This window comes from Paraburkholderia hiiakae (assembly GCF_904848665.1).
Classification (GTDB): Bacteria; Pseudomonadota; Gammaproteobacteria; order Burkholderiales; family Burkholderiaceae; genus Paraburkholderia; species Paraburkholderia hiiakae.
Window position 1 is genome coordinate 280,312 of record NZ_CAJHCQ010000005.1, and the last position, 24,852, is coordinate 305,163.

Genomic DNA, 24,852 nt, shown 5'->3' on the forward strand with positions numbered 1-24,852 from the left:
TCGAGTGTTCACTGCGGATTGAATCCTGCCTTGCCCTTGAACATCACCGAGTTGGCGAGGTCCTTTTGAGCCTGCAGCGCGGCGAGACTGCGGGTATAACCGGCTTCCAGTACCGCGTAGGCGTCGCCGCCGAGAACGGTACGCAGCGGCGGCTCCGGCAGCTGACTCACCTCATAGATGGCGCCGGCCATTTTCACCGGATCTCCCGAGGCATATTCATCGCCGACTTCCTTGATCTGCTGGCGCAGCTTGCCGACGACGCCGTCCTTGTAATCCGCAAGTTCCTCGGTCCAGCGGATATTCGCGACGAACCCCGTCTTGATGGAACCCGGCTCGATGATGAGGGTCTTGATGCCGAACTCGGCCACTTCCTGGCTCACCGCTTCGGCAAAACCTTCGAGACCGTATTTCGCGGCGTGATACATCGAGCCGCTCGGAAAGGCCGCACGTCCCCCGACGCTGGTGACATGGATGAACGTGCCGTGTTTTCTCGCGCGCATCGCTGGGAGAAAGGCGCGGGTGACGTGGATGGGCGCCAGCAGATTCAGCGCGATCTGTTGCTCGATGTCGGCTTTGCTCAATTCCTCCATCGCGCCGATGACGGCGCCACCCGCATTGTTGACGACGACATCGACATCCGCGTGGCGTGCGGCCACGGCCTGCACCTGCTCGGGACGGGTCACGTCGACCGATTCCACTTCGAGCTGATCGGGCCAGGACTGCTTGAGCGACTCCAGCGCTGCCACGCGCCGCACCGCTGCAACCACTCGATGCCCTTCGGCCAGCACTTTCTCCGCAAGGGCAAGCCCGAGACCGCCGGATGCGCCGGTAATGAACCACTTTTGACTGGACATGATGACTTCTCCGTTTCATATTGAGCGCGTACGCGCTCAATTATCGAAAAAAATTTTACGGCGTAATGGCCCGCCAGGCGGCGTGAAAACCCAGTTGGCGGTGACGTTCGGCATCGACGGGATGGCGCTCGACATATTCGATCGTGGTATCGGCGATACGCTCGATGATGGAGTAAAGAAACGCGATCGGCGCGTTCACCAGTACACCGCTCCGCACCGCGTCCTCCATCATTCGTGACACCGCCTTGAACGGTTCCGTGCCTTGCGTCCGCGTCTCATCCCGCAACTGACCTGAAGCCGAGAGTCTGGAGATGGCGAGTCGGCCGGCCGTGTTCCCAAGTCCCCAGCGCACATAGTGCTGGAAGACATGTTCCAGGCGAAGGCGGTAGTCCGCTTCGGAAGGATAGCCAGGCATGACGGTTTCAGCCAGTTCGTGCTTGAGGTGCAGATACAGTTCCTGGAAAAGCACGTCCTTGTTCTCGAAGTACGTGAACAGCGTGCCTTCGGCGACACCGGCGCGCCGGGCGATGCTCGCCGTGCTGGCCAGCACGCCCTGTTCGGCCACGGCCTGCGTTGCCGCGGCCAGCAGCGCATTTCGCTTCTCAGGGCTCAAAGGGCGTGCCATCGTAGTTCGATTCAATGTAGAGTGAGTACGCACTCAATTATAGGTGCACTTTGCGGCGAGCACAATCGCTCGAAAATCGAGCCAGAACGCTCCATTCCCTCGTGAATAAAATCGGTCCCACGATCAACGGCTCCGCGTTCCCGGCGGCTTCCTTCCCATCAGCGTCTCGGCGCTCCATTGCGCCGCCGTGAGCCTCGCGATGAAGAAGTCGGCCAATGCGCTCACCTTTGCTGGCCGTGTGCGGGCAGTGGGCGTGACGAAATACAGACCGCCTTCGGGCAAGCGCCAGTCAGTCAAAATCGGTTCGAGCTGTTTGTCCGCGAAATACTGCGTCGCCACGAACTCGGGAAGCTCGGTGAGCGCGAGTCCGGCGAGGAGCGTGGGCAGCAACGCTTCCACAGTTGTGGCTCGCAGCGCCCCGGTCGGTGTGATCGTGCATGTCTCACCACGTTCGTGGGTAAAACGCCAAACGTCCCGCTTGCTCCTGTTGGCATAGGTCAGGCACTGATGCGCGCCGAGGTCATGTGGATGCTGCGGCCGACCATAGCGGGACAGATACATGGGCGATGCCACGACAAACCGGCGCACGGGCGCGATGAGACGTGCGGCGAGCGACGAATCTTCGAGAATGGCGATACGCAGGGCGGCGTCAAACCCATCGCCAATCAAATCGGCATGGGCATCCGTGAGATGAAGCTCTACGGAAATGTCAGGGTAGGACCGGAAAAACTCGGGCAGAAGCGGCGCCACCCAGCGCGCGCCGAAGGAAAGGGGTGCCGCGAGCTTGACCAGTCCGCGCGGCCGGCTTGAGGTCTCACGCGCGAAATCCTCGGCCTCTTCGGCGTCGGCGTAGATTTTCGACGCGCGCTCGGCAAGCGAATGGCCGTAGTCCGTGAGCGCCAGCCGCCGAGAGGTGCGGTTGAACAACCTGCCGCCAAGTCGCTCCTCGAGTCGCGTCACGGCCCGGGAGGCCGTGGCGACGGAGACGCCCATTGCCGCGGCGGCGGCAGCGAATGAACCTTCCTCGGCGACCTTCGCGAACATCGCGAATCCTTCAAAATCGGGTAGTTTTGACATCGACAATTTTGCAACGATGGTTTTCAGTCATTTCTATTTCGAAAAATAGCATGCGGCCTTAAATTTGTCTCGTCACACAACGGAGAGAAATCATGGAACGCAAACTGGAAGGAAAGATTGCCGTCGTCACTGGCGGAACGAGTGGAATCGGCCTTGCAACCGCCAAGCGTTTTGCGTCGGAGGGCGCGCAGGTCTTCGTTACCGGCCGACGCAAAGCCGAACTCGAGGCCGCAGTCGCGGCAATCGGGCCGAAGGCGACCGGCATACAGTCGGACTCCGCTAGCCTCACCGATCTCAACGCCCTTTATGAACGCGTGAAGACCGACGCGGGTCGCATTGACGTGCTGTTCGTCAACGCTGGTGGCGGCTCGATGCAACCGTTGGGTTCGATTACCGAAGAGGAGTACGACGATACGTTCAATCGCAACGTGAAGGGCGTGCTCTTCACGGTGCAAAAGGCGCTGCCACTGCTGGTCGATGGCGCTTCGGTGATCCTCACCGCGTCCAATGTCAGCATCAAGGGCACGCCGGCGTTCAGCGTCTATAGCGCCTCGAAGGCCGCGGTGCGCAACTTCGCCCGCAGCTGGACGCTCGACCTGAAACCGCGTGGTATCCGTGTGAACGTCATTAGCCCGGGCCCGATCAGAACGCCTGGCCTTGTCGATCTGGCCGGCCCGGATGCCGCGCAGCAGCAGGGCATGCTCGACTACATGGCCTCGACCGTCCCGCTCGGACGTGTGGGCGAGCCGGACGAAGTCGCGCGTGTTGCTGTCTTCCTCGCTTCGTCTGACTCGAGCTTCATCGCCGGGACGGAGATCTTCGTCGACGGTGGACAGGCCCAGATTTAATTAGCTCCATTGATCAAGTGCCATCGAAAAGACGATGGTATTTGATCAGTAGTGCGACGTACGAGATGAGAAAGGAGAATTGCCATGGATGAACGTATCAACGAACTGCTCTATCGCAACCTGCAGGAGGTCTTCGGCGAAGGCGATGCAAAGCGTCGTCGCGGGGCGATCGAGGAACTCTATACAGAGGACTGTGTGCTCTACGTGCCTCCGGGCGTATTCGTCGAGCACGATGCGCTCGACAGCTTCGCCGGGGCCCTGCGCGCGACGCACCCGCATTTCACCTACTCGCCAATCGGTGCGCCTCAAGCCCTGCACAACGCGGGCCGTCTGTCATGGGGATCCGGCCCGCGGGGCGAGGCGCCCGACTACACGGGCGTGGATGTGATCATCGTGCGCGACGAGAAGATCGCCGCGCTCTATGTTTTTCTCGATTCGATGCCGTCGTAGCGGGAAGCCGATTCCGTTCTGCGATCCAAAGTTCGGGCGCATGGCGGCGGCTTCGCCGGTTTGATGTCGGTTATGCCGCGGCGGCAACGCGCAGGCGATTGACGAGCTGGTTGTCCTTGCCCTGAACGAAGCGAGTCAGCGTGAGGTTGAACTCGATGTCCTTGTACACGTCTGCCTTCAGGCCGAGCGCAGCGCCACCGGATTTTTGCGTCACAGGCGGAATCAACGCTTCACGCGTTGCGTAGGCGAAGTCGTCCCAGATCAGCGGATCGCCCTCGACGTTGAACTGCGTGGTCAGCTTGCGGTGATCGTCGCTCGTGACGAAAAAGTGCACGTGCGCGGGACGGTCACCGTGGCGGTCCAACCCGTTCAGCAGTTGCTGTGTGGCGCCATGCGGCGGGCAGCCGTAGCCCACGGGCATGAGCGTGCGGAATTCGTATTTGCCGTCGGCGCCTGTCTTCACCGCGCCGCGCAGGTTGAAATCGCTCTGCGCGCCGGTCGGGTCGAAGTGCGAGTAGAAGCCCTGCGAGTTGGCATGCCAGCATTCGACCACGGCGCCCGCGACCGGCTTGCCGTCCGGGCCGGTGACCGTGCCGTGAATCACGAGCGGGCCCGCTTGCGCATCGGCATCGAGGTCGATTCGCGAAACGCTGTCACGCACCGGCGCGCCCGCCACATACAACGGGCCTTCGATCGTGCGCGGCGTGCCGCCGCTGATGCCCGCTTCCTCGTCGGCGGCGTCCATGCGGATGTCGAGATACTTCTCCAGTCCGATGCCTGCCGCGAGCAGCGCCGCTTCGCCGTCCTGGCCGAGCTTGTTCAAATAGTTGATGCCGGTCCAGACCTCATCGGGTGTGATGTCGAGATCGTCGATAGCCTTGAACAGATCGCTCAGCAGGCGGTGGGCAATCTGCTTGAAACGCGTATTGCCGCCGTTGCCGTCCACGTTCGTGGCGGCCTTCAGCAGTTCCTGCACTTCGCTGGTTTCGAATACCTTCACGCTCATGATGACTGTCTCCAACTGGTTTTAAGGGGGGCGTTGAGCGCATTAGATATCTGGGCCTGCACCGGCGCTATCCGCCTGGTCGACACTCACTATCCGTTTTTTTCGGCGCGGCCGCGAAACGGCCATGAAGTGCCCATGAAGTGCCCATGAAGCGCCCTTGGCTCGGCATGCCGCCGCGTGTCGCGCAGCCACGTCCAGCCAGGCGGCAAAAAAGCGCGGCAAAAAAAGCGGATAGCGATCGGCGACCAGGCGGATAGCGCCGGCGCCGCTCAGGGTATTCAATCCAGCTCATCAAGGACCTGGTCGCAAGACCGTTAAATGGCAGGAGGAGAACCCATCGTGAGCACAGAGAAAATCGCGTCGCAATGGCAGGATTTCATTGGCGGATGCCTCGATTTCCGTCCGGCAGAGGGCGTCTATCGCATTGCGCGGGAGATGTTTACGGAGCCGCAACTGTTCGACCTGGAGATGGAGTTCATCTTCGAGAAGAACTGGATCTACGCGTGTCATGAGAGCGAGATCCCCAAGCCCCATGACTTCATGACGATGCGCGCCGGCCGCCAGCCGATGATCATCTCGCGCGACGGCAATGGCGAGCTCAACGCGATGATCAACGCGTGCCAGCATCGCGGCGCGACGCTCACACGCATGGGCAAGGGCAATCAATCGACCTTCACCTGTCCCTTCCATGCGTGGTGCTACAAGAGCGACGGACGCCTCGTCAAGGTCAAGGCGCCCGGCGAGTACTGCGACGACTTCGACAAATCCACGCGTGGCCTCAAAAAGGCGCGTATCGCGAGTTACAAGGGCTTCGTGTTCATCAGCCTCGACGTCGAGGCGACCGATACGATCGAGGACTACCTTGGCGACGCGCGCCTCTTCCTCGACATGATGGTGGCGCAATCGCCCACGGGCGAGCTCGAGGTATTGCCGGGCAAGTCTGCCTATACCTTCGAAGGCAACTGGAAACTGCAGAACGAGAATGGCCTCGACGGCTATCACGTGAGCACGGTGCACTACAACTATGTCGCCACGGTGCAGCGCCGCCAAGAGGCGAACGCGCAGAACGGCGGCGCGGCGAACGGCACGCTCGACTACAGCAAGCTTGGCGCGGGCGACGCGCAGACCGACGACGGCTGGTTCGCGTTCAAAAACGGCCATAGCGTCCTGTTCAGCGATATGCCGAACCCAGGCGTGCGTCCCGGCTACGCGAGCGTCATGCCGCGCCTCGTCGAGGCGTACGGCCAGGAGAAGGCCGAATGGATGATGCATCGGCTGCGCAACCTGAACGTCTATCCGAGCCTCTTTTTCATGGACCAGATCAGCTCCCAATTGCGCATCGTGCGCCCGGTCGCCTGGAATAAAACGGAGGTCATCAGCCAGTGTATCGGCGTGAAGGGCGAATCGGATCAGGACCGCGAGAGCCGCATTCGGCAGTTCGAAGACTTCTTCAATGTTTCAGGCATGGGCACGCCGGACGATCTCGTGGAATTCCGCGAGCAGCAACGCGGCTTCCAGGCGCGTCTCGAACGCTGGAGCGATGTCTCGCGCGGTCATCACAAGTGGGTAGCGGGCGAGACGGCGAATGCGCGCCTGCTCGGCATCGAGCCTGTGCTGTGTGGCACGGAGCTGACCCACGAGGGGCTTTACGTCAACCAGCACGGCGCGTGGCAGACGTTCCTCATGAAGGGCCTCGCACAGCAATCGAACGTCACGAAGGAGGCTTGAACCATGGCCATCACGCACACGCTGCAACAATCGGTCGAGCAGTTTCTGTATCGCAAGGCCGAGCTTTGCGACGCGCAGAGCTGGGACGAGTACCTCGACCTCTTCGACGAAAACAGCGAATTTCACGTGCCCCAATGGGACTCCGAGCACGTGTACACGACCGATCCGAAGCGCGGCATGTCGCTCATCTACTACGCGAACCGCACGGGTCTCGAAGATCGTGTGTTCCGCCTGCGCACGGGAAAATCGGCAGCATCGACGCCGCTGCCGCGCACGCTGCACCAGATCACCAATGTGCGTATCGCGGAGTGCGAAAACGGCGAGCTGGAAGTGAAGGCCAACTGGGCCACGTTTTACGCGCGGCATGGCGTTGCCGAACACTTCTTCGGGCGCGTCACTTACACGCTGTGCCCGGACGGCGACACCTGGAAGATCGCGCGCAAGCATGTGCTGTTGCTCAACGACACGATCAACGCCGTGCTCGACTTCTACCATCTGTAAGCGGGAGCCACGAAATGAGCCATAAGGTCGCCTTTAGTTTTGCCGACGGCAAGACTGTGTTCTTCGATGTCCGCTCGGGCGAACTCCTGCTCGACGCCGCGCTGCGCAATGGTGTGAGCATTCCGCTCGATTGCCGCGAAGGCGTGTGCGGAACCTGCCAGGGCCGGTGCGAATCGGGCAGCTATACGCTGGACTATGTCGACGAAGAAACGCTGTCCGCCGACGATCTCGCGGCGCGCAAGATCCTGTCCTGCCAGACGCGCGTGCAGTCCGACGCGTCGTTCTACTTCGACTTCGATTCGAGCCTGTGCAGCGCTGGCGGCACGACGTCGATCACGGGCCAGGTGATGGCCATTAAGCAGGTATCCGAAACAACGGCGATCCTGCATCTGGACGCGAGTGCTCATCCAGGGCGGCTTGACTTCCTGCCCGGGCAGTATGCACGCCTGAAAGTGCCGGGCGCGGACGTGTGGCGCTCGTATTCGTTCGCCAACCGGCCCGACGACAACAACCAGCTCCAGTTCCTGATTCGCCTGCTGCCCGATGGCGCGATGAGCAACTATATGCGCGAGCGCTGCGAGGCGGGCCAGACCGTCGAATTCGAGGCGCCGCTCGGCACGTTCTATCTGCGGCAGGTGGAACGGCCGCTCGTGATGGTCGCAGGCGGTACTGGCCTCTCAGCATTTCTTGGCATGCTCGACGAGCTCGCGCACAAGGGCGGCTGTGGGCAGAAGGTTCACCTCTACTATGGCGTGACGAACGCGCGCGACCTGTGCGAACTCGATCGTTTGAAGTCCTACGAGGAACGCATCGCGAACTTCGCGTGCGATATCGTCGTGATGAATCCGACTGAAGTATGGCAGGGCAAGACGGGGCTAATTCCCGAACATTTCGACCGCGAGATGCTCGAAGCGAACCCGTTCGACATGTACGTGTGCGGGCCGCCGCCGATGGTCGAGGCGATCAAGACATGGCTCGCGAACGCAAGCCTCGACGACCACCGCCTCTACTACGAAAAATTTGGGGACAGCAACAGCGCGCAGCCGGCTGCGTGAAGCGGCGGCGCAGCACGCATTTGGGGTGATTCGTTATTTTGTCTGCGCGTGGCGTGGTTTACCATTGAGTATTCGTCAATTGCTCAGTGCCACACCATGCCAACCCCCGCCGCCCACGATAGCCGAGGTATTGACGCACTGCGTCACGACCTCGAAGGCGCGCGCGACTGGATGGCGTCGATTTGCGGACCGCATGGGCTGCAGGTTCGCAGCCCGAAGGAACTGCAATTCCATCATTCCGGCACGGTGATGCGCTCCATGGCGAGCACGCTGGGATACGTCGAGTACGGCACTGACGTCACTGTTTCCGTGCACAATGACGCGCCGCTCAACTGCTATAGCGTGAGTCTGCCGCTCAGCGGACAGCAGGAACTCGCCGCGCACGGCCGCCTGTGGTTATCGGACCAGGACAGTGGCCTCGTGCTGTCGCCGCACGAGACGCAGGACCTGGCGATCACGGGCAATTGCCGCAAGATCATCGTTTCGATTCCGAGTCCGGCGCTGCGTCAGGTGCTTGAAGGGCTTTTGCAGCGACCGCTCGAGGCCGCGTTGACGTTCGAGCCGCAGATGAATGCCGCCGACGGCGATCAGGCAGCGTGGTGGCGCATGGTCAAGTTCCTGCTGGCCGAGATGGGACACGCCGGCCCATTGCTCAATCATCAGCAGATGGTGGGGGATCTCGAACAGGCGTTGATCAAAGGTCTGTTGCTCTCTCAGCCACACAACTATTCGCAGGCGCTTGCCGAGGCGATGCGCCCGGCGTGTCCGCATTATTTGTTGCGCGCGAAACAGTTCATTCACGACAACGCCCGTGAAGATATCGCGCTCGAAGATATCGAGCGCGCAGCGGGCGTGTCACGCTACAAGCTCTTCGAAGGCTTCGGGCAGCACTTCGGGCATGCGCCTATGGCCTATCTGAAGAAGTACAGGCTCGAAGCGGTGCGTCGCGAAATTCTATCGGACTGCTCCGAGCGCAATGTTTCTTCCATCGCGATGAATTGGGGATTTTCGCATCTCGGCCGCTTTTCCAACGACTACAAGCAGCTCTTCGGCGAAACACCCTCGCAAACACTCAAGCGCGCGGTGAGACGGTAGGCCGTCCGGCATTCAGTCGCGCGCAGTCAAACTCACGCCTCCATTTGCGCGTGACCCAACAGCCCTTTAAGCTCCTGTAGAAAAGTCGCCGCTGCATGCGTGAGCGGCTTGTCACTACGCGTGACGGCGACCAGGGGACCGATATGCAGCGGCAATTCACACTGCACGAGTCGCAAGCGATATTGAGCGCATAACGCATCGGCGATGCATTCCGATGACAGGACGAGGGCATCGCTCTGGCTAGCCAGACGGAAGACCAGCGGTGAAACCTGCGACGACAACACATTCGATGGCAAGGGCAGTCCCATGTCTCGAATCGCGAACTCGAGCTGCTGCCTGACGATATTCGGCTGAGGAGGGAGTATCCACGGATAGTCCAGAAGATCCGGGAGCGCCACTGGCTTCAACGTCGAAGCATGTCCTTGCTGGGCGAGAAAGACCGGCATGTCATGCTTCAACATCTCGAGTTTATAGAGTTCGCTGCCGAATCCGCTGGCCATCCGGCCGATCACGATATCCACGAGATCCTGGTCGAGACACTCCAGCAACATTTCCATCGGGCCTTCACGGAGCGCAAGTCGCACGCGTGGCCACTTGATCCGAAAGTCGCTCACGCAATCCGAGAGCGCACCCCACCAGGTGAGCGGCGAAAATATGCCTATCGACAGGTTGCCGATATCCCCATTCAGCAGCGCCTCGAGTTCGGCCTCCGCCCGCTGAACATCGCTGGCGATCAGATGGCCGTGACGCACGAGGGTTTCGCCGTAAATGGTCGGGCGCATGCCGCTCGGCGTGCGTTCGAAAAGCTGCGCACCGACAATCGCCTCGATCTCGGCCAACGCCTTGGAAAGCGCCGACTGACTGACGTTCTGCGATTCAGCGGCTTTTTGCAGGCTGCCTAGCCGCGCAATCTCCACCACGATGGTGATGTGGCGGAGCTTCAGGCGTTGTTGCAGTGAGTTCATGATCCAGCCCGGGTTGAACTTTTGTCATGGGGTGGCGGCGAAGAATTCCATTTTCTTTCCGCTGCTGATCCGTAAGCTCGTGGTTGTCGGATGCGATAAACCCGTGTGCGCGAGCGCACAAGACAAAGGAGGCTACATGGAGGGCACCGTACTTGCCCAATGCGAGCAGGGCGTACTCGAAGGCGTGACCAACGAGGGTGTTCACACGTTCTTCGACATTCCCTACGCGGCGAATTGCGGGCGTTTTCAGGCCGCTGGAGAACCGGCGCGCTGGAACGGTCAGCGAAATTCTACCCGACCTGGCCCAGTCTTTCCGCAATGGCCAAGCCGGCTGGATTTCGTCATGGGACCGACTGCCCGAGGCGTTGAGCAGTCCGAAGATGCTTTCAGGCTGAACGTTTTCACGCCCGATCTCACTGGCAAATTACCGGTTGTGTTCTGGATCCACGGAGGCGGGTTCATGACCGGCGGGGCGCTGCCATGCTACTCGGGCGACTCGATCGCCCGTCTTGATCGCGCGGTGGTCGTGACGATGAACTATCGGTTGGGCGTGCTGGGCAACCTCTATATGGAGGGCATATCGCCGGGCAATCTCGCCGTTTCGGATCTCGCGCGGGCGCTTCAGTGGGTCAGGAAGAACATCGCCAATTTCGGCGGCGACCCGGATTCAATCGTCGTAGCGGGCCAGTCGGCGGGAGCCTGGTTCGCCCAGCTTCTGGCCTCGATGCCGTCGACCCATCGGCTGGTGAAGGCGATTGCCATGCTCAGCTATCCGGGCCTTCAGCCGATGGCGCTGTCGAAAGCGCAGGCGACTGCGGTGCAGTTGTGCGAAACCGTTGGTATAGCCTCTACCGGCAAGGAACTGCTCACGCTGCCCGTCGAGCGCATCCTGCAGGCGCAAACCCGACTGACTGGAGCCGTGGCGAAGTTTGCCGAGGTGCCCATCGCTTTCATGCCGGTAGCCAGCGGTAGCGTGCCAGCGGACCCCGGAGCGCACGCTCAGGAACGCTTCGGCGGTAAACCGGTCTTCATCGGCTGGACACGCGATGAGTCCGGCAGCTTTTTTGCAAGCAACCCGGCCCTTCTTGGCGCGACGAAGGAACAGGCCCTGCAGAAGTTCAAGGACGAATTCGGCGACGATGGGGTAGCGCGATACGAGAGCGCCGCCGAAGGCCGATTCGACCGGAAGCCCTATGCCGCGTTGGTCGGGTTGGGCTCGGAAAAGTTGATCGTGGGGCCAACGCGGCGCTTCGCTAAGCGCATGGCGGAAGCGGCAAGCAGCGTATTTGCCTATCGGTTCGACTTCCCGTCCCCACAGCCAAATGTGGGCGCTTGCCATTGCCTTGAATTGCCGTTCTTCTTTGGCAACTTCGAAAACTGGATCGAGGCTCCCATGCTCGAAGGCGTCGACGAGCCGCGAAGCCGCGCGCTGTCCGCCCGAATCCAGACTTACTTTCTGAATTTTGTGGAATCCGGCAATCCGAACGGCGTGGGCCTGCCCTCGTGGAAAGCGTTCAACGGCGATGACGGTGACTTGATGTATTTCGACTGACGAGTGGGTGCCGATTGCGAGTCGAAGCTAAGGAAATCGTCTCGCAATCAGCGTGATTCGCAGTTCATTGAAAAAAAGTCCATCGATTGATAAGTAATCCAAATTAAAAGGCGAAGGAGGTGAAGTTTTGCCTCGATGCTTCGCCATACAGGAGACAAGAACGTCATGAAAATGAAGTGGAGTGCCGCGTTGCTCGTCGCGGTGACGGGGCTTGCACACGGCCAAAGCGGCGTCACGCTTTATGGAATAATCGACACTGGTCTCTCGTACTATAACCATGCGACCGCTAGTGGCGGGACGTTCATCGGCATGGCTTCGCTGACCGGGAGGCTACCTTCACGCTGGGGCCTGAAGGGGACTGAGGACCTGGGCGGTGGATTCAAGACATTCTTCGTGCTGGAGAACGGCTTTCAGCCTACCAACGGTACGTTGAACTATGGCGGCCGGCTCTTCGGCATTCAGTCAAACGTGGGTATCAGCAGCGACTACGGCTCGATCACGCTCGGCAGGCAAATGGGCATGACGATGTACGCACTGTTCAATGCGGACGTGATCGGCCCGTCGATCCATTCGCTGAGCGTATTCGATTCCTATCTGCCGAACGCCCGCAGCGACAACGCAATTGGTTATATGGGCAAATTCCACGGCGTCACGATTGGCGGCACATACAGTTTCGGCCGTGACGCAGCGGGCCCAGCCGGACCCGGGGCAACCAACTGTCCAGGGCAGGTTCCCGGCAATATGCTGGCGTGCCGTCAATATACGGCGCTTCTCGCTTACGACTCGGCGAGCTTCGGCGTGGCCGCATCGTACGACGTGTTGCGCGGCGGCGCGGGCGCCACGGCGCCGCTGAACAACAGCCGCTACACGGATACGCACAGCGTTGTCGACGGTTACGTGACGTTGGGCTCAGCGAAGATCGGCTTCGGGTGGATCAGGAACAATCTCGCGGCCGCCACCCATTTGCAGACCGATATTTTCTTTGCGGGAGCCACATACTACGTCACGCCCGCGTTTTTCTTCGACACACAGGGTGTGCGCTACCTTCAGCGCGGCTCCGAGGGCACGAAGGACGCCAACTCGACGCTACTCATCGGCCGCGCGAATTACCTGGTCTCGAAGCGCACCATGGTGTACACGTCGGTGGGGTACATGTTCAACAGCGCACAGGCCGCGAACGCAGTCGCGGCTGGCGGCACGGTCGCGACCGGCATGAACCAGCTCGGCGTGATGGTCGGGTTGCAGCAGAAGTTCTGACCCATTGATTTAGAGTCGCGTATTCGCATTGCGCAGTGCGGCGCCAAAAATGCGAATGGCTTCTTTCAAAGACGCGTCGCGCACTCGCGTATACGCCGCGATTTCAATCGGCGCGAGCGGCGGCAATCCGAAACGGCTTCCTACGTCCACCGCGCGCGGCGGGCATCCTCGTCTCGTCAACGGCGCCACGGCGAGTCCTGCCATGACGGCCGCGCCGACCGTGCCGATGCCGCCGCCGACGAAAACCTCTGTCCATTGAACGCCCGCTTCGTCCAGCGCCTTGAGTGCGTTGGCGCGCACCCCGCAAGGCGCGGATAGCGAAGCCACGCGCAGCGGTTCGTCGGGGCTGGGCGACCAATGAGGCGCGGCGAACCATCCGCAGTGCTCGACGAAGAGGCGCTCCGCGTCGCGCCGCGCGGGGTCGCGCCGCGCGAAGGCCGCGTCGAGTTCGCCGGCGTCGTACGCGTCGAGCATCTCGCTCGAAGCGCCGATCCGCACTTCGACGCGCAACGTCGGGTCGTGGCTCGATACGCGCGCAAGCAAAGGGATCAGTTCTTCCGCAGCGGTGTGATCGATGATGCCAAGGCGCAGGCTGCGCTGCTCGCGAACGTCGATGGCTACCGCGCGGTCATGTGCGCTCAGCAACTCACGCGCCGCGCCGAGAAACGCCACGCCTTCGGGCAGCAGTTGAATGTGCCGCGGCGTTCGTTCCAGCAGGCGCTTGCCGAGCCGCTCTTCGAGCCGCTTGATTTTCAGGCTGATGGCTGACTGCGTGGTGTCCTGGACCTCGGCCGCCCGCGTGAAGCTGCTGAGGTCGGCAACCAGCACGAAGGCCTGCACGGCGTCGAGATCGAGCAGGCGGCCGGTGTGTTGATATCCCGTGCTCATGACGAAGGACCCTCAAGCATCATTGGGGGAAATCATACGCCGGGGTTGCACGTGGCGGCTTCCAGACTGAACAGGACCGATTGTTTGAGTCCCATTTCGCAGGTGCGGTTTGCGCACACGTAGGCTAGCGCGTGCCGGTTCGACGATGTCGGAAATTGTCGAGAGGGTGCGGCGCGTGACAGGCATCATGGCCGAGATCTCGGCGGCCACCCACGAGCAGACCGAGGGCATCAAGCCGGTCAACCAGGCGATCAGCCAGATCGACGTGGCGACACAGCAAAACGCGGCGCTCGTCGAGCAGGCGTCGGCGGCGGCGCAATCCGTGACGGATCAGGCGAGGCTGCTCGAGAGGACGGTGAGCGTGTTCCACCTGGCAGCCTGATCGACGACACCGCGGCGCCTGTTCAACGCTCGCCCGGAACGGGAGTGCGGAAAGCCCCTGCATTCCCGTGATGGACTAAAGCGGCTCTTCGTGCGAGTCGGAGGGGCCGACATATTCGTAGCGCGCCGTATTTGCGTGCGAGATGCGCCCGTGATTGCCGCGATGGGGGATGGTACGTTCGGCTAGCACCTTGCGTGGCAGCCCTGCCTTGCCAGTTCGATTACTTAGCCATTCTCAGGATTCAGTTGCGTCTGAGCCTGGTTCACGCGGCGGACCCGCTCGAAGATGGCCCCGCGCGGCTCCGGGCAATCGCCAAGCGGTTCCCACGCCATCTTGCGCGCTTCCTCCGCGCCGACACCGAAAGCCTGCAACAGCGCAAACATCGACTGCTCGGTATAGTCCTCGGGCGCTTCGCCGGAGAGTAGCGTTTCGATGCCGTACATGATCGACCCGAGCGCGATGTCGCGCGCAACCGTCACATGGCCGACGTGCAACCGCCCCGAATCGATGGCCGTCTGCAAATCGCGTGTGAGGTATTCGTCGAGCAGGCGGCCGCGCGAGCCGCGCCGTGTGCCTACTCGCGTAATGAAGGCGCCCCACAGCGGATAACGTGCCGCCATCAGCATGTAAAGCCGTGAGCCCGTCACCACGCGCTGCGCGGGGTCGCTCACTTCCTGCACCAGCGGGTCGATCACGCTGAGCACTTCGTCGCTGGTCTCGCCAGCAACGGCCGCGAGCAATTCGCCAGTAGTCCTGAAGTAGTTGTAGAACGTTCCACGCGCCACGCCGGCGGCGGCGATGAAGTCATCGATCATCGGCGCGTCGGGGCCTTTTTCGGCGAAAACGGCAAGTGCGCTCTCGATCAGCTTGTTGCGCGTCTTTTCCCGGCGTAACGCGCCTGCGCGGCTCTGGTAGTTCTCAATCGGAGCCTTCATTTTTTCTCCAGTTCATTCGGCGTCTCGTGACGCGCCTCATCCGGGTTTTTCCTTATCCCGATTCTAGTTGACGATTTTATCAAATCAACTAGAATTCTGAATTGACAAATATGTCAATTCATAGCCGGGTGCTCAGCAACACCACGGCGAGCAACAGGAGATGGAAATGCGATTGGTCAGTTTTGAACGAAACGGCAGGGCGACGCTGGGCGTGCGCGAAGGTGATGCGGTGCGCGTGCTGGGAGAGGGGACGCTGGAATCGCTGTTGGCCCTCGGCGTGAATCTTGCCGATTACGCAAGCAATGGGGGCAGCCAGGAGCGCCTCGCGGCGAGCGAACTGAAGCTGCTGCCGCCGCTGCGGCGTCCGCCGAAGATCATCTGCGTCGGTCTGAATTTCGCCGATCACACTTCCGAGAGCCAGTACAAGCAACCGGACTACCCGACGCTGTTTTTCCGCGTTGCGACTAGTCTGATCGCGCACGACCAACCCATGATCCGCCCGAGCGTGACCGATTCCGAAGGGCTCGACTTCGAGGGCGAGATCGCCGTGATTCTGGGCAAGGGCGGCCGCCATATCGGCAAGGAAGACGCGCTGTCGCACGTGGCCGGCTATTCCGTCTTCAACGACGGTTCCGTGCGCGAGTACCAGTTCAAAACGCCGCAATGGACGGTGGGCAAGAACTTCGACGGCACCGGCGCGTTTGGGCCCGATCTCGTGACCGCCGACGAACTGCCGCCCGGCGTGAAGGGCCTGCGCCTCGAAACGCGTCTGAACGGCGAAGTGGTGCAGTCGGCGAGCACGGACGACATGGTCTTCGATGTCGCGAGCCTCATTAGCATCATCAGCGAAGCGATCACGCTCGAAGCGGGCGATGTGATCGTGTCGGGCACGCCGGCGGGCATCGGCTGGGCGCGCAATCCGAAGCTGCTGATGAAGGCGGGCGACGTGTGCGAAGTGAGCGTCGAGAAGATCGGCACGCTCAGGAACGTGGTTGCCGACGAAGCCGCGCATTGAATCGCGCAATAAGCCGCGCAATTTCCACGAGCCGGCCGTAGAGCCGGCGCATCGCCAGATTCAAGGAGACGGTCATGTCCGACCCGGTAGTCGTTTCTGCACGTGCCAGCGTGCATTCGATCGATCACTTCGCGCTCAATGTTCCCTCGATAGACGATGCCGCGAGGTTCTATCGCGCGTTTGGTCTCGACGTCGCGACGGCAGGCCCGCAAGCGAGCGAGTTGGCGTTGCGGGCTGCCGACGGCCATCGTTGGGCGCGCATTTTGCCTGCGTCGTCCAAATCCCTCGCGTGGCTCAGTTTCAACTGCTTCGAAGCCGATCTGGACGCCTTGCGCGCCCAGGTGCAGGCGGCAGGCATCGTCGCGATGGACGAACCGGTACCCGATCCCCAGGGTTTCTGGTTCCTCGATCCCGATGGCAATCTCATCCAGGTGAAGGCCGGACCGAAAACCAGCCCGTCTTCCAAGCGCCCATGCGTGCTCGCCGGCAGCGTGGCCGACGAGCGTGGTTCGCACACCCGATCCGAATCGAAAATGGTGCGGCCGCGGCGTCTTTCGCATGTGCTGCTCTTTACGCCGGACGTGCCGCGCGCACTCGAGTTTTACGGCAAGGCGCTGGGCCTGCGGCTCTCCGACCGCTCGCGCGACATCATCGCCTTCACGCACGCCCCGCACGGTAGCGATCACCACCTGGTCGCATTTGCGAAAAGCAGCGCGCGCGGCTGGCACCACGCGGCGTGGGACGTGGACAACGTGAACCTCGTCGGCGAGGGCGCGTCGCAAATGGCGGCAGCCGGCTACACGAAGGGCTGGGGCACGGGGCGACACGTCCTCGGTTCGAACTACTTTCACTACGTTGAAGACCCCTGGGGCTCGTTCTGTGAATACTCGGCCGATATCGATTTCGTGTCGGCCGGCCACGCATGGCCCGCAGGCGACTTTGCGCCCGAGGATTCGCTGTACCTCTGGGGACCGGCGGTACCCGGAAACTTCATTCACAACACCGAAGCCCCCGCATAGGGCTACAGGCGTTAAGCCGCAAGGCTGAACGAACTCTCTCTCACGGATGTGCACTGGATGGCCGCCAGATGACCTGGTGCCAGGGCACGACTCGCTTTTTTGCAGGTGAACTCAAATGGCTGACCAGAATCTTCTCGACGTCGTCATCATCGGTTACGGCCCTGTCGGGCAGTCGCTGTCCATTTTGCTCGGCGAGCGCGGCTACGATGTCGCGGTTTTCGACCGCTGGCCCGCGCTCTATCCGCTGCCCCGCGCGGTGTTTCACGATCACGAAATCCGGCGTGTCTTTCATGCTATGGGAATTGGTGAGGACGTCGAATCGATCTCCCAGCCATCCGCAACCTACCAGTGGTTCAACGCCGACTGGAAAACGCTCGTGGAAATCGACTGGTCCGCGGAATCGATCAGCGACGGCCCCGTTGGGTATCTGTTCAACCAGCCTTCGCTCGAGGCGCTGCTCGACCGCAAGGCCAAATCGTTACCGAACGTCTCGGTCAATCAGGGCTGGGAAGCGGTCGAGCTTCGCCAATTGCCCGATTGCTGCGAGGTAGTCCTCAAGCAGGGACGCATGACGGACGGGACCTGGCTCACAACCGGTGAGACGCGCACGGTCCGCGCCCGCTACGTCGTGGGGGCAGACGGCGCCAACAGCTTCGTGCGCCGCTCGCTGGGCGTGACCTTCGAAGACCTGGGATTCCAGGAAGACTGGCTCGTCATCGACCTGAAACCGAACGAGGGTGTGAAGCTCGACGTGCCCGACATCGGTCAGTGGTGCAATCCGGCGCGCCCGACCACGATGGTCCCCGGCGGCCCTGGCTACCGGCGCTGGGAGTTCATGCGCCTGCCGCACGAAACGCTTGAAGATCTGCAGAAGCCCGAAAAGGTGTGGGAGCTGCTCTCACCCTGGGTCGGACCGGATCGCGCCACGCTGGTGCGCTACGCGGTCTACACGTTCCGCTCGCTGATCGCCGAAACGTGGCGCAAGTCTCGCGTGCTGCTCGCCGGCGACGCGGCTCACCAGATGCCGCCGTTCATGGGACAGGGCATGTGCTCGGGCCTGCGCGACACGTGGAATCTCGCGTGGCGCCTCGACCTCGTGCTCAAGGGCATTGCCTCAGCCGACCTGCTCGACGGCTATACGCCCGAGCGGCGCCCTCAGGTTCGTGCCGTCATCGACGCCTCGATCGCCATGGGCAAGGTCGTGTGCATCTCGGACCCACAGGAAGCCGCGCAGCGCGACGAGGCTTATCTGTCGGGCCAGGTGCCGGCGCTGCCGCCATTCCCCGGGCTGACCGACGGGCTCATTCGTGCCGATCAGAATTCGGCTATCGGGGGCATAGGCGGTCAACTTTGCGTGCATGGTCAGGTGCGAAACGACGGCGAAGTCATGCGTTACGACGACGCCATGCCGAACGGCTTTCACGTGATCGCGCTCGATGCGGACCCCGACCTCTATCTGGACGAACAAGCGCGAAAAGTGCTGGCCCTGATCGGCGCGCAGACGATCGGCATTACGCATGACGAAAGCCGGGTCGCCGCAGGCCGGGTGTTGTTCGACGTAAGCGGGAAGTACGAGGCCTTCTTCAACGAGCACGGCGCAAAGGCGCTGATCGTGCGCCCTGACTACTACGTGTTCGGCGCCGTGGGTTCGTTGACGGAGCTGTCCGGGCTCGTTGGCATGCTCGCCGCTGGGCTGGCGCTCAAGGCCGGGCATGGCGCCGGGCAGGACTGCCTTGCAAGCGCCCAGGCCTGACATAAGGGGAGCGGCGGAAGGAGCGGCGCTTCTTCCGCCAGGGCGCTAGTGGTCGATCGATAACGAAAGTCAGTGCATCGTAAAAACGTAGGATAACGAAATAAAAATGGGCGGCATTGTCGTATACCCGCGGGTCGCCCTACAACAGACATCAACCAGGAGACGTGGACATGGAAAGCACAAGCACCTCGCGGTGGGACACCGCGTACGAATGGAAGGCCGTACTCCTTCTTTCACTCGGGTTCGGGCTGGTGGGCATCGACCGGTTCATGATCATGCCGCTCTTTCCGGTCATGATGAAGGACCTGCATCTCGACTACCAGGATCTTGGCTATATCACCGGGGCGCTCTCAGTCGCATGGGGCTTTTCCGCCGTGTTCATGGGAAACCTGTCCGATCGGGTCGGGCATCGCAAGGTGATCATTCCGGCGATCGTCATGTTCTCGCTGCTCGCGGGGCTGAGCGGGCTCGCCACGGGTCTCGGCACGTTGATCCTGATCCGCGCGGTGATGGGGCTCGCCGAAGGCGCATTCACGCCAGCGAGCATCGTCGCGACCATCGATGCGTCGCGGCCGAGCCGGCACGGGCGCAACGTCGGCATCCAGCAGATGGCGCTGCCCCTCTTCGGGCTGGGACTCGCGCCGATCGTCGTGACGCAGTTGCTGAAGGTCATGCCCTGGCATTCGATCTTCGCCATCGTATCCATTCCGGGTCTCGTCGTCGCGCTGCTGCTCTGGAAGACTCTGCGCAATACGAAGGCATCTGGCGCCGCCGTTCACACCATGACGCACGACGCCACCGGGCACCGATGGAGCGACGTGTTTCGCTACCGCAACATCCCGCTGAATATTGTCGGCATGTTCTGCTGGCTGACCTGCCTCGTCGTGCTGACGGCGCTGCTGCCGAGCTACCTCGTGGACTATCTGCATCTGGAAATGCAGCAGATGGGCTATGTGCTGTCGGCCATCGGTTTCGGCGGCATGCTGGGCACCGTGACGATGCCGGCGCTCTCAGACCGCCTTGGCCGCAAGCCAGTGATGATCGTCTCGGTGATTGGCGCGGCCATCTTCCTCACACTGCTCACGCGCACGGGCCCGAACGCCACAGCGCTGTTTTTCTACCTGATGCTCACGCTGCTATTTGTCTTCAGCATGATCACGTTGACCGTGGGGCCGTTGAGCGCCGAATCGGTACCCGCAAAACTGATGTCGACGGCATCCGGACTCGTTGTCGGAGTGGGCGAGGTTTTTGGCGGCGGCGTTGCGCCCGCGATTTCTGGCTATGTCGCCAAGCACTTTGGCATCCAGTACATCATGACACTCGGTTTCATAGCGCTTGCCATTGGGCTCATCGTCGTGCTCAACCTGAAGGAGACCGCGCCTGTGCGTGCGGAGAGGCAGGGTGCCGCGAATGCTCCGGCAACTAGCGATGCGTCGTGAGCGCTCAGCGTTCGGCTTTCACTGCCGGAGCGTACTCGCCACCAGTGCGCGGAACCAGCGGTGGCCCGCGTCGTTGTGGTATCGCGCGTGCCAGAACTGCTGCACCGTCAAGTCCTCCAGCGCAATGGGCGGAGAAAAGACGTCGACGGCTGCAAGCCGGGAAAACAGGTCGGCCAATTCTTCGGGCACCACAGCGATGTAGTCGGAATTGGCAACGAGGCTGGGTACGGCCAGGAGGTAAGGGACGTCAACGCCGACCTTGAGTTTCACGCCGTGGCGGCGCAACTCCTTTTCGAGCACCTGGTTGGTCAGGGCAAGCGTTGCGGACACGACATGCCGGCTCGCAATGAATTGGTCGAGCGACATTTTCACCGTCTTGCGCTTGCCGCTTCCACGAATGATGCCAACCAGCGGCCGGGTGAAGAGCGCCTGCTGATGCAGGTTCTCGCCGAGCCGTCCCAGATAGCCCACCGCGAGATCCACCGCACCGTCCTGCAAAGCGGAGGCCAGTTCGGCAGGCGGCATCTGGATCGGGCGCAGTGTGGCGCCAGGCGCCTGCGCATGCAGCGCGGCGAGCAGTCTTGGCAACAGGACGATGACGCCCATGTCGCTCAGGCACACCGAAAACGTGCGAGTCGTGCTCGCGGCGTCGAAAGATTTCGCTGTCCAGATGTCCTGCCTGATGACGGCCAGCGCGCGCTGCACACCTTCGATGACTTGTTCTCCAACGGGCGTGGGCGCCATGACGGCGCCGGCCCGCACGAACAGGTCATCCTGGAAGAAGTTGCGCTGACGTGCCAGCGCGTGGCTGACAGCAGGTTGCGTGAGGCCGAGCCGGTCGGCGGCGCGGGAAACGCTGCGCTCCTCTGCGAGCGCTTCGATGACATACAGGCTGTTCAAATCCGGCTGTCTCATCTATGCACCCAATTCATTTTCTATATGAAATTCATTGTATAGATTTATGACGCTGATGCGTATAACTTTGCATCCGGGCAATCGACCGCGAACAGAACGCGGCATAAACATCAGGAGACAACCCATGTCGGGCAGTGCAATCACAGTGGAAAATCTGATCAACGGAAGAAAAACATCAGGATTGCAAATTATTGTCCTGATTCTTTGCTTCATGGTCGTCGGCATGGACGGGTTCGACGTCGCGTCCGCAGGCTACGTCGCGCCGCTGCTCAAGCGCGAGTGGCTTCTGGAGCCGCAGCAACTCGGGGCGATTTTTGGCGCGGGTCTTCTCGGCCTGACGGTCGGCAGTTTCGTGTTCGGTCCGCTTGCGGACCGCATCGGCCGCAAGCGGACCATTGTCATTTCGGTGATCCTCTTTGGTATCGGCAGCCTGCTCACGTCGGCAGCGCCCGCAGCCGGCTGGTTCATCGCGTTGCGGTTCCTCACAGGAGTGGGGCTCGGCGGCGGCATGCCGACGGCGATCACGCTGAGTTCGGAGTTCAGCCCGGAGCGTCACCGCCCGATCCTCGTCACGCTGATGTTTTGCGGCTTCACGATTGGCCTCGCATTTGGCGGTCAGCTTGCTGCGCTGATCATGCCAGCATATGGCTGGCGTGGCGTATTTGTGGCGGGCGGCATCGCGCCGCTGGTGCTTGCGCCGGTGCTCTGGTTGCTGCTGCCGGAATCGCTGCGCTTCATGCTGGGAAAGCGCAGGTATGCAGGCGAGGCCCAGCGCCTCCTCGACCGACTGAGTGGCGACGCTGCTATTGCGCTCAGCAACCTCGAGCAAGCGATGTCGGGGCGCTCCACACCGGAAGATTCGAAGCGTCCTGCGGCAACGCTCTTCAATGCGCACTACCGTATGGGCACGCTGCTGCTGTGGGTGGCGTTCTTCTGCACGCTGTGGGTCTACTACCAGATCAGCAGCTGGCTGCCTTCGGTACTCGCCGACTCGGGCATGAGCGCCGCGCGCGCCGCCCAGGTGAGCTCGCTGCTGCCGGTGAGCGGCACGGTAGGCGCGCTGATCAATGCGGCTTTGATGCGGCGGATCAATCCATTCGTTGTGCTCAGCGCTTCCTACGTAGTGGCGGCGGCCGCGATCGCCTGCATCGGCCCGGCGATGGGCAACCCCTGGCTGCTCGCGCTTGCCGTGTGGTTTTCTGGTCTCGGACTCTCTGGCGCGCAGACCGGCGCGAACGTCCTGGTGGCGGGTTTCTATGAGACGCGGGCCCGCGCGACCGGCGTGAGCTGGGCGCTAGGCGTCGGGCGGGTGGGGTCGATCATCGGCTCGATGACGGGCGGCGTGCTGCTCGCGCTGCTGCAGTCGCCCCGCATTGCCTTCCCTGTTTTTGCGCTGCCCGCGCTGGTCGCCGCTGTGGCGATGTCGGCAACGGGGCGCCTGTATCGCGGCAAAGCGGTGAACTGAAGCCGGGGCGGGCGTGGTGGGGCCTGCATCCGGCGAAACGATAATAAATAACCTGGAGACATCAATGAAGAAGCTGGCAGCGGCAGTATCTCTCGCGTGTGTGACGCTCGGCGCACACGCACAAGGCAGCGCAACCCTCTACGGGTTGCTCGACGAGGGTTTTACCTTCGTGACCAACGAACAGGGAAGCCATAACTACAAGCTCGACAACTCGATCCTCTATCCAAGTCTCTTTGGGATCAAGGGATCGGAAGAGCTGGGCGGCGGCACAAAGGCCATTTTCAACCTGGTTTCGCAGTTCAACCTGGGCACGGGCGCTTCGATGCCGGCCGGTTCGCTATTCGGACGCAATGCGTACCTCGGACTGACCAATGATCGATATGGCACCGTCACGGCTGGCAACCAGTACGACTTCATGACCGATACGCTGTTCTACGGCGGCTACGACGCGAGCTACGCATACGGCGGCCTCTATAACCTGCGGCAAGGGCCGTTTGCGAAGCTTGGCGTGCCCGAGAATCCAACGGGCGCATTCGAATTCGACAACGTGGGCGGCGCGCACCGTGTTCAGAATTCGGTCAAGTACATGACGCCCAATCTCGCTGGATTTTCGGCGGGCGCCATGTACGGCTTCGGCGGCGTTGCGGGCTCGTTTCAGGCCGACCGCACGGTGGGCTTTACGGCAAGCTATACGGCGGGCGCGATTTCCGTGGGCGGCGCGTATGTCGACGCCCATTATCCCGAACTGGCCAACGGCCAGGAGGGCATTCGCAACTACGGCTTCGGTGCGCGGTACGACGGACTCGGCAACCGTTACAACCTGCTTTTCACCGATACGAAAAACACGCTGACGGGTGGCGAGGTTTGGGTCATTCAGGCCGGGATCATGCGCTGGCTTAATGACGCGTGGCTCATCGGGACGAACTACCAGTACATGAAAGGCAACGCGCAGGTCGCGCACAACAAGGCCAGCCAGGTGACCGCTGCCGTGCAGTACCTGCTTTCGAAGCGCACGACGGTCTATCTGGAGGGCGTATTCCAGCAGGCAGGGGGAGACGGACAGGCAAATGCGTGGATCAATGGTCTCTCGCCTTCCAGCTCGAACCGGCAGACAGCGCTGCGCATCGGGCTCGCCACGCGGTTCTGACGCGCGAGCCGTATCGGCAATGGGTCGAATCGACAGATCGAACATGCAACAGCAGGATGACGAAAATGGACGAGAAACAATACAGCGGTCCGGGCGCGATGGTAATTGACGAACGCGGTCGCGGGCCGCGCGTCGTGTTCATTCATGGCGGTGGGGTGGGCGGCGCGATGGCGTGGCAGGAGCAATGGCCGCTTGGCGACGCCTGGCGTCTTGTCATGCCGGCACGCCCTGGATACGGCGCGAGCCCGTGGCCGGGAACCGAGGATTTCGAGCGCGACGCCGGTTACATAGCAGAGCTAATCGAGCATGGCGATCACGTGGTCGCGCATTCGTATGGCGCTGCCGTTGCCATGCTGGCGGTAGCGAAGGATGTGAGCCGCGTGGCGTCCCTGACACTGATCGAATCAGGCACGAGCGACATCGCGAAGGAAGATCCCCGGGTCACGGCGTTCCACTACGCGACGTTCGGTCTTGCCACGCACCCGCCTGTGGATGACGAAGTGCATCTGCGCACGCTCTTCAAGATTCTGGAGCCCTCACGGCCGCTGCCTGACCCGTTGCCCCCACCGCTGCGCGCTTTTGCGAGTCACCTGCGGCAGTTCCGTTCGCCGTCGGAAGCGATTGTGCCCGTGCGCGAACTGGCGGCGGCCCGGTTTCCGAAACTTCACGTTTCCGGCGGTCATAGCGCGGCCTATGAGGGCATTACCGACGCGCTGGCGTCGCAGCTTGGCGGCGAACGCGTCGTGATCGAGGGCGGCGGCCACGCACCCCAACGCACCGGCGAGCCGTTTAATGCGGTGCTGCGCCGGTTCCTCGGCGGTAACACGCTGTCGAGTCAAGGCTCGGCGGCATAACTTCGATTGACGGGGGCATCGCACTGC

The 24,852-nt window shown here is 61.9% G+C and carries 25 protein-coding genes; 16 read left to right on the forward strand and 9 right to left on the reverse strand.

Annotated features, from left to right (window positions below):
- Positions 1–8 precede the first annotated feature (8 nt).
- The 3 genes from JMY28_RS12440 to JMY28_RS12450 form a co-directional block, all read right to left on the reverse strand.
- Positions 9–854 (reverse strand): SDR family NAD(P)-dependent oxidoreductase, encoded by an 846-nt coding sequence (locus JMY28_RS12440; protein ID WP_201696225.1) that lies wholly within the window; start codon positions 852–854, stop codon positions 9–11.
- A 55-nt stretch (positions 855–909) separates the two neighbouring features.
- Entirely contained in the window at positions 910–1,479 is a 570-nt protein-coding gene (locus tag JMY28_RS12445) for a TetR/AcrR family transcriptional regulator (RefSeq protein WP_201696226.1), read from the reverse strand.
- Between the two features lie 123 nt (positions 1,480–1,602).
- The gene (locus tag JMY28_RS12450; RefSeq protein ID WP_201696227.1) at positions 1,603–2,556 is read right to left on the reverse strand and encodes a LysR family transcriptional regulator; all 954 of its coding nucleotides are present in this window, start codon (positions 2,554–2,556) and stop codon (positions 1,603–1,605) included.
- A gap of 92 nt (positions 2,557–2,648) precedes the next feature.
- On the opposite strand from JMY28_RS12450, the gene JMY28_RS12455 reads away from it, so the two are divergent.
- Entirely contained in the window at positions 2,649–3,404 is a 756-nt protein-coding gene (locus JMY28_RS12455; RefSeq protein ID WP_201696228.1) for an SDR family oxidoreductase, read from the forward strand.
- An 84-nt stretch (positions 3,405–3,488) separates the two neighbouring features.
- Entirely contained in the window at positions 3,489–3,854 is a 366-nt protein-coding gene (locus tag JMY28_RS12460) for a nuclear transport factor 2 family protein (RefSeq protein ID WP_201696229.1), read from the forward strand.
- Positions 3,855–3,924: 70 nt separating this feature from the next.
- On the opposite strand, the gene catA is transcribed toward JMY28_RS12460, so the two are convergent.
- Together catA and JMY28_RS12470 are read right to left on the reverse strand one after the other, a co-directional pair.
- The gene (gene catA / locus JMY28_RS12465; protein WP_201696230.1) at positions 3,925–4,860 is read right to left on the reverse strand and encodes a catechol 1,2-dioxygenase; all 936 of its coding nucleotides are present in this window, start codon (positions 4,858–4,860) and stop codon (positions 3,925–3,927) included.
- Positions 4,861–4,902: 42 nt separating this feature from the next.
- A complete protein-coding gene (locus tag JMY28_RS12470) occupies positions 4,903–5,142 on the reverse strand; it encodes a hypothetical protein (protein ID WP_201696231.1) in 240 nt (79 codons plus the stop codon).
- 36 nt (positions 5,143–5,178) lie between these two features.
- Between JMY28_RS12470 and antA the strand changes: the two genes are divergently transcribed.
- The 4 genes from antA (at position 5,179) to JMY28_RS12490 (ending at position 9,239) form a co-directional block, all read left to right on the forward strand.
- Positions 5,179–6,588: an anthranilate 1,2-dioxygenase large subunit gene (antA, locus tag JMY28_RS12475; RefSeq protein WP_407945497.1), complete on the forward strand. Its 1,410-nt coding sequence runs from the start codon at positions 5,179–5,181 to the stop codon at positions 6,586–6,588.
- Positions 6,589–6,591: 3 nt separating this feature from the next.
- Positions 6,592–7,089, forward strand: coding sequence for an anthranilate 1,2-dioxygenase small subunit (antB, locus tag JMY28_RS12480; RefSeq protein WP_201696233.1), 498 nt, complete (start codon positions 6,592–6,594; stop codon positions 7,087–7,089).
- A 14-nt stretch (positions 7,090–7,103) separates the two neighbouring features.
- Entirely contained in the window at positions 7,104–8,144 is a 1,041-nt protein-coding gene (gene antC / locus JMY28_RS12485; protein WP_201696234.1) for an anthranilate 1,2-dioxygenase electron transfer component AntC, read from the forward strand.
- A 96-nt stretch (positions 8,145–8,240) separates the two neighbouring features.
- Positions 8,241–9,239, forward strand: coding sequence for an AraC family transcriptional regulator (locus tag JMY28_RS12490; protein ID WP_201696235.1), 999 nt, complete (start codon positions 8,241–8,243; stop codon positions 9,237–9,239).
- Between the two features lie 32 nt (positions 9,240–9,271).
- Here the strand turns inward: JMY28_RS12490 and JMY28_RS12495 are convergent, their stop codons facing one another.
- Positions 9,272–10,204 carry a LysR family transcriptional regulator gene (locus JMY28_RS12495; protein ID WP_201696236.1) on the reverse strand — a complete coding sequence of 311 codons (933 nt, stop codon included), beginning with the start codon at positions 10,202–10,204 and terminating at the stop codon, positions 9,272–9,274.
- Between JMY28_RS12495 and JMY28_RS12500 the strand changes: the two genes are divergently transcribed.
- Positions 10,203–11,756 carry a carboxylesterase/lipase family protein gene (locus JMY28_RS12500; protein ID WP_201696237.1) on the forward strand — a complete coding sequence of 518 codons (1,554 nt, stop codon included), beginning with the start codon at positions 10,203–10,205 and terminating at the stop codon, positions 11,754–11,756. The two genes, JMY28_RS12495 and JMY28_RS12500, sit on opposite strands and share 2 nt — an antisense overlap.
- Before the next feature lie 165 nt (positions 11,757–11,921).
- A complete protein-coding gene (locus tag JMY28_RS12505; protein WP_201696238.1) occupies positions 11,922–13,013 on the forward strand; it encodes a porin in 1,092 nt (363 codons plus the stop codon).
- 9 nt (positions 13,014–13,022) lie between these two features.
- Here the strand turns inward: JMY28_RS12505 and JMY28_RS12510 are convergent, their stop codons facing one another.
- Positions 13,023–13,901, reverse strand: a complete 879-nt coding sequence (locus tag JMY28_RS12510; RefSeq protein ID WP_201696239.1) for a LysR substrate-binding domain-containing protein — start codon at positions 13,899–13,901, stop codon at positions 13,023–13,025.
- Positions 13,902–14,010: 109 nt separating this feature from the next.
- Here JMY28_RS12510 and JMY28_RS12515 point away from each other — a divergent pair, with 109 nt between their 5' ends.
- Complete coding sequence (locus JMY28_RS12515) at positions 14,011–14,283, forward strand: methyl-accepting chemotaxis protein (protein ID WP_328809395.1); 273 nt, start codon at positions 14,011–14,013, stop codon at positions 14,281–14,283.
- A 224-nt stretch (positions 14,284–14,507) separates the two neighbouring features.
- On the opposite strand, the gene JMY28_RS12520 is transcribed toward JMY28_RS12515, so the two are convergent.
- Positions 14,508–15,218 carry a TetR/AcrR family transcriptional regulator gene (locus JMY28_RS12520; protein WP_201696241.1) on the reverse strand — a complete coding sequence of 237 codons (711 nt, stop codon included), beginning with the start codon at positions 15,216–15,218 and terminating at the stop codon, positions 14,508–14,510.
- A 166-nt stretch (positions 15,219–15,384) separates the two neighbouring features.
- On the opposite strand from JMY28_RS12520, the gene JMY28_RS12525 reads away from it, so the two are divergent.
- The 4 genes from JMY28_RS12525 (at position 15,385) to JMY28_RS12540 (ending at position 20,444) form a co-directional block, all read left to right on the forward strand.
- Positions 15,385–16,233: a fumarylacetoacetate hydrolase family protein gene (locus JMY28_RS12525; protein ID WP_201696242.1), complete on the forward strand. Its 849-nt coding sequence runs from the start codon at positions 15,385–15,387 to the stop codon at positions 16,231–16,233.
- Between the two features lie 74 nt (positions 16,234–16,307).
- Complete coding sequence (locus JMY28_RS12530; RefSeq protein ID WP_201696243.1) at positions 16,308–17,252, forward strand: VOC family protein; 945 nt, start codon at positions 16,308–16,310, stop codon at positions 17,250–17,252.
- 115 nt (positions 17,253–17,367) lie between these two features.
- Entirely contained in the window at positions 17,368–19,005 is a 1,638-nt protein-coding gene (mhpA, locus tag JMY28_RS12535; protein ID WP_201696244.1) for a bifunctional 3-(3-hydroxy-phenyl)propionate/3-hydroxycinnamic acid hydroxylase MhpA, read from the forward strand.
- Positions 19,006–19,175: 170 nt separating this feature from the next.
- Positions 19,176–20,444: an MFS transporter gene (locus JMY28_RS12540; protein ID WP_201696245.1), complete on the forward strand. Its 1,269-nt coding sequence runs from the start codon at positions 19,176–19,178 to the stop codon at positions 20,442–20,444.
- An 18-nt stretch (positions 20,445–20,462) separates the two neighbouring features.
- Here the strand turns inward: JMY28_RS12540 and JMY28_RS12545 are convergent, their stop codons facing one another.
- A complete protein-coding gene (locus tag JMY28_RS12545) occupies positions 20,463–21,359 on the reverse strand; it encodes a LysR family transcriptional regulator (protein ID WP_201696246.1) in 897 nt (298 codons plus the stop codon).
- A 124-nt stretch (positions 21,360–21,483) separates the two neighbouring features.
- Between JMY28_RS12545 and JMY28_RS12550 the strand changes: the two genes are divergently transcribed.
- From JMY28_RS12550 to JMY28_RS12560, 3 genes are all read left to right on the forward strand, one after another.
- Positions 21,484–22,824 (forward strand): MFS transporter, encoded by a 1,341-nt coding sequence (locus JMY28_RS12550; RefSeq protein ID WP_201696247.1) that lies wholly within the window; start codon positions 21,484–21,486, stop codon positions 22,822–22,824.
- A 64-nt stretch (positions 22,825–22,888) separates the two neighbouring features.
- The gene (locus JMY28_RS12555; protein ID WP_201696248.1) at positions 22,889–23,971 is read left to right on the forward strand and encodes a porin; all 1,083 of its coding nucleotides are present in this window, start codon (positions 22,889–22,891) and stop codon (positions 23,969–23,971) included.
- A gap of 65 nt (positions 23,972–24,036) precedes the next feature.
- A complete protein-coding gene (locus JMY28_RS12560) occupies positions 24,037–24,825 on the forward strand; it encodes an alpha/beta fold hydrolase (protein ID WP_201696249.1) in 789 nt (262 codons plus the stop codon).
- The last annotated feature ends 27 nt before the right edge of the window (positions 24,826–24,852 follow it).